Here is a 3,867-nt window from a genome sequence, read left to right as displayed (position 1 = left end):
TCAACCTTATTTAGGACGGGTCAAGACCAATAAAAAAGGCGCTTTAAGCGCCTTTTTATCATTATCAGGATAGTTTATTCCTTATTTTCTTCCAGTTGCTGTTTGAGCTGTTCAAGTTGCTCAGACATTTCAAACAGGACTTCCTTGATATTGGCTACATCGTCAGTCAGATTATCTGTTTGGCGCTTGGTTCTGGCAATCTCTTCACGCATTTCCGGGGTTAATGCACCCGTATCCTGGCCTTTCCGCTCGGCTGCAGTGGCTAATACGGTTGGAATATCAATTACAACCCAGTCAGACCGTTCCGATCCATCCTCTTGGTAATATGACACACCATTATCCAAAGCCACTTTGGTTGCTGGCTGAGAGTCTGATCTACGGTTACCCGGTAATAATGGATTTACCCGGCGATCAATCTCCTGGCCGGTATACTGTTCTTTATCACGGTACTCCTCATGCAGAAGACCAAAAATGATATTCAAACGGCCATTATTATCGACAAATACCCGGCCACTATTGGTTTTGCGTTCTGCCGCAATCGCACCGGCATGAACACCCAAGGTAACAAACGTAATATCTTCGTTGGGCTGGGCACGGTTTAGCCCCTGCGCTAATGTTGAACTTAAAATTTGCAGTTCACCCGGAGAAAACAAGGGGACTTGCTGAGTTCTTAATAATACGCGTTGGTTGACGTAAAGCGATGACAGTACCTCACGCATTTCGTCCTGATTTATTGGCAACGGATGCTGATTGGTTCCTGGCTGATCACGCTCTACCAACCGAACGTATTGCAGATTTGATTCCCAAAGTATCGGACCACTTTGTGACATGACAACTTCATCATCATTTGATGATTTTTTACTGAAGGGGTTGCCACAGGCAGACAAGCCGACCGTCATTGCCATACTGAGTGCAATGATGCTGCTGTATTTCACAATGCCTTGCATATAAATTTCCTCAATTAATTCGTATCACGTTTATCCGACTACCGGAGACTCTGCTTTTTGTTCACGACATAATAACGCCTGAACAGATTTGCGCGGATCGTACCCTTCAAACAGGATTTTGCATACCTGCTCAACAATCGGCATTTCAATTCCGGCTTGCTGCGCGCGTAATAAAACTTCTCTGGCAGCATGCATGCCTTCCACTGTTTTACCCACTTTTAACACCGCCTCATCAACTGTCAGTCCGGAACCTATGGCTAAGCCTAGCTGGCGGTTACGGCTCTGATTGTCTGTACAAGTGAGGATCAAATCTCCCATGCCAGACAAGCCAAACATGGTTTCCGGTTCAGCGCCCAACGTACTGGCTAACCGCATGATTTCAGCCATGCCTCGCGTTAATAAAGCTGCCCTCGCATTGGCACCATACCCCAGGCCATCACAGATCCCTGCGGCGATTGCCAGCACATTTTTAACGGTGCCACCAACTTGCACACCCAACACATCATTGGTGGTATAAGCTCGTAAAGTGCTGCTGTGAAGGGCATTGGCTAATGCATTCGCAAATTCGGTATTCCGGGAAGCTACGGTTAAAGCGGTGGGCAATCCGGCTGCAACTTCTGCTGCAAATGATGGGCCCGATACGACTGCCAGTGAGTGTTTTGCACCAAGTATTTCAATCGCCGTATCGTGCAGAAACTGACCAGTATGCGGCGTTAAACCTTTAGTTGACCAGCTAACAGGAATACCTTGTGGCAAAACAGGTTTGATTCTCAGCAATGTCTCACTAAAAGCCGCGCTAGGCACTGACACCATTACATGTTTGCAGTGGGTGAGTGCCTTTTCCAGATCCATTTCAATTTTTAATGTGTCCGGCAGAATAATTTCCGGCAGATAACGGCTGTTCATCCGTTCTGCCGCTATTCGCGCAAGCTGTTCTTTATCACGGCCCCATAACCAGATTTCATGGCCATTTCTGGCCATAGCAATCGCCAGCGCTGTTCCCCAGGCACCGGCACCAATCACTAAAGTTGGCATTAAAGCAAATGAGGTCATTGCCGTGAATTCAGGTTCTAATGCGTATTCTGTGCTGCTTCAGTTTGCTGGCGTGCCTGGTCAATTTGATGTCTGTAAACTGCATCAAAATTCACTGGTGCCAATACCAACTGCGGGAAACCGCCTTTGATAACGACATCTGAAACGACTTCACGGGCAAAAGGAAAAATCGTATTCGGGCAATAACTGCCAACTAAAGGCCCCATTTCTTCTTTGCTGTAACCCGTTAAAGTGAAAATTCCAGCCTGCTTCACCTCAGCAATAAAGGCAACTTGATCATTCACTTTGGCTGTTACGGTAACAATCAGAATGATTTCATGAGTATCTTCATCGAGACGGGTATATTCATTACCTAACTGCAGATCCAGTTTCGGCTTCCATTCTTCACGAAAGATTGCCGGCGAATTAGGCGTTTCAAATGAAATATCTTTGGTATAGATTTTTTGAATGATGAACTTAGGTTGTTGCTCTTCTGTTGCTGCTGCATTTTCTTCAGCCATGATTTTCCCTCTCGTTAAAATTTAATTTTTTGTCAGTAAAGCATCGAGCTGACCAGAACGATCAATATCAACCAAATCGGTGTAACCACCGACTGCTTTACCATTAATAAATATTTGCGGCACGGTACGACGCTGACTTTTCTGCATCATTTCTTCACGTTTTTCAGGATGCTGATCCACTCGGATTTCATCGTAGCTAATGCCTTTACGATCCAATAATTGCTTTGCCATAACGCAATAAGGGCAATGTGCGGATGAGTAAATGATGACTTTATTCATAACAGTGCGTTCCAAGCTTTTAACTGAACAGCGGCAATTTGGCATCTCGCCAAGCGTGTAAGCCGCCAGACAGCACATGAATATTGGTGTAACCACGAGCCTTAAACTGCTTTGCCGCAGATTTAGCACGTTGGCCGCTGTCGCAAACCAAGACGATTGGTTGCTCTTTCTTTTTTAATGGCTTCAGGTTCGCATCGATATCTGCCAGCGGTACGTTCACTGAATCAACGATATGTGAGCTTTCGAATGCGGCTTTATCACGCACATCCACAAAACAGCCTTTCTGCTGATTCACCAGATTGACAGCCGTCGTTACATCAACTGTATTAAAACCACTGAGTTTGCGTGTTAAGGAATCGGAAAACACCAACCATAGCAGTACGACAAACAAGCTGGACAGTATCCAATGATTAACAATAAATTCGCCCAGATTTTCCATTAAACAACCCTAAAATTAAGAATATTGATGATATTTATTTCGTGCCAAATAGTTCACACATCATACTGATGAGTCGCAACAGACGATCATCTTTAACGCGGTAAAATATCCGATTTGCATCTCGTCTGGCCGCTAAAATATTTTTTTCTTTTAATTTGGCAAGATGCTGAGACACGTTACTCTGTGTGGTGCCAACATGATCGACAATATCCTGCACTGACAGCTCTTTATCACCTAAGGTACAAAGAATTTTCAAACGCAATGGATTTGACATTGCTTTCAGCGCAAATGCGGCGCGTTCAATATCTTCATCTAAAGCATGCATTTGCGGGTTTCCAGTATGTGAAATGATGTCAGTCAATGCGATTGCAACTGTAATTGATTACAAAAGCCCATATAATACACAGCATTGTTGTTGATTTGCAGTGTTCACTGTTTTTGACAACCGCAAGCCGTCTCAACCCGTGTTATAAGGATAAATCCATGAGCCACATGCACCGCCCACTTGCGCTGATAATTCTGGATGGCTGGGGTTATAGTGAGGAAGCAAAGCATAATGCCATCATGGCAGCCAACACCCCTGTCTGGGATCATCTTTGGAATGATTACCCGCACACCCTGATCAACGCCTCCGGTGCAGGCGTCGGCC

The 3,867-nt window shown here is 45.0% G+C and carries 6 protein-coding genes and 1 pseudogene; 1 reads left to right on the top strand and 6 read right to left on the bottom strand.

The genetic code is table 11. The features are described from left to right. Nucleotides 1–74: 74 nt before the first annotated feature. The 6 genes from B3O33_RS09010 to B3O33_RS08985 are packed head-to-tail and all read right to left on the bottom strand — an operon-like array spanning nt 75 to nt 3,543. The gene (locus tag B3O33_RS09010; RefSeq protein ID WP_292361031.1) at nt 75–947 is read right to left on the bottom strand and encodes a hypothetical protein; all 873 of its coding nucleotides are present in this window, start codon (nt 945–947) and stop codon (nt 75–77) included. A gap of 30 nt (nt 948–977) precedes the next feature. Beyond that, on the bottom strand, nt 978–2,000 hold the full coding sequence (locus tag B3O33_RS09005) for an NAD(P)H-dependent glycerol-3-phosphate dehydrogenase (protein WP_292361033.1): 1,023 nt from the start codon (nt 1,998–2,000) through the stop codon (nt 978–980). Between the two features lie 17 nt (nt 2,001–2,017). After that, a complete protein-coding gene (secB, locus tag B3O33_RS09000) occupies nt 2,018–2,500 on the bottom strand; it encodes a protein-export chaperone SecB (protein ID WP_292361035.1) in 483 nt (160 codons plus the stop codon). A gap of 21 nt (nt 2,501–2,521) precedes the next feature. After that, entirely contained in the window at nt 2,522–2,779 is a 258-nt protein-coding gene (grxC, locus tag B3O33_RS08995; RefSeq protein ID WP_292361037.1) for a glutaredoxin 3, read from the bottom strand. Between the two features lie 19 nt (nt 2,780–2,798). Next, the gene (locus tag B3O33_RS08990; protein WP_292361039.1) at nt 2,799–3,218 is read right to left on the bottom strand and encodes a rhodanese-like domain-containing protein; all 420 of its coding nucleotides are present in this window, start codon (nt 3,216–3,218) and stop codon (nt 2,799–2,801) included. A gap of 34 nt (nt 3,219–3,252) precedes the next feature. Continuing rightward, nucleotides 3,253–3,543, bottom strand: a complete 291-nt coding sequence (locus B3O33_RS08985) for an ArsR/SmtB family transcription factor (RefSeq protein WP_292361041.1) — start codon at nt 3,541–3,543, stop codon at nt 3,253–3,255. Nucleotides 3,544–3,701: 158 nt separating this feature from the next. Between B3O33_RS08985 and B3O33_RS08980 the strand changes: the two are divergent. Beyond that, a pseudogene (locus B3O33_RS08980) lies at nt 3,702–3,867 on the top strand (2,3-bisphosphoglycerate-independent phosphoglycerate mutase); the annotation flags it as partial.

It is taken from the genome of Methylophaga sp. UBA1464 (assembly GCF_002325665.1).
In the GTDB taxonomy this organism is placed as follows: Bacteria; Pseudomonadota; Gammaproteobacteria; order Nitrosococcales; family Methylophagaceae; genus Methylophaga.
This window is presented reverse-complemented; position numbering and strand designations above follow the sequence as displayed.